Origin of the sequence: Marinicauda pacifica, from assembly GCF_004793635.1 — a bacterium.
Taxonomy (GTDB): domain Bacteria; phylum Pseudomonadota; class Alphaproteobacteria; order Caulobacterales; family Maricaulaceae; genus Marinicauda; species Marinicauda pacifica.
Window position 1 is genome coordinate 1 of the sequence record NZ_SRXV01000020.1, and the last position, 330, is coordinate 330.

General features: G+C 69.4%; 1 protein-coding gene. It reads left to right on the forward strand.

The genetic code is table 11. The features are described from left to right. Positions 1-32 precede the first annotated feature (32 nt). Positions 33-330, forward strand: a 298-nt coding sequence (locus E5162_RS14245) for a GrpB family protein (RefSeq protein ID WP_206751137.1), incomplete at its 3' end; no start/stop codon positions are given.

A 330-nucleotide genomic window follows, 5' to 3' on the forward strand; every position in this document is an offset into this window, starting at 1 on the left:
GTTCAGGCGGCCCGTTTTGTATGAAGGCTCCCATGGATACACCTCCCACCCCCTGGGTCGTCCCGCCGCAGCCTCAATGGGGCGATGAAGGCGCGGCCTGGGCCGCTCGCGTTGCCGAGGCCCTCGGCGAGGAGGCGCTGCGCGTCGACCATATCGGTTCGACCGCCGTACCCGGCCTGCCAGCCAAGGACGAGATCGACATCCAGGCCAGCGTCTTCCGCCTGCGCCCGAGCGAGCCCCTGGTCGAGCGCCTGACCGCGGCCGGCTTCCGCCAGCTCGGCGCGATGCACGAAGAGGACGAGGTGGAGGATTACACCCCGATCGAGGAAG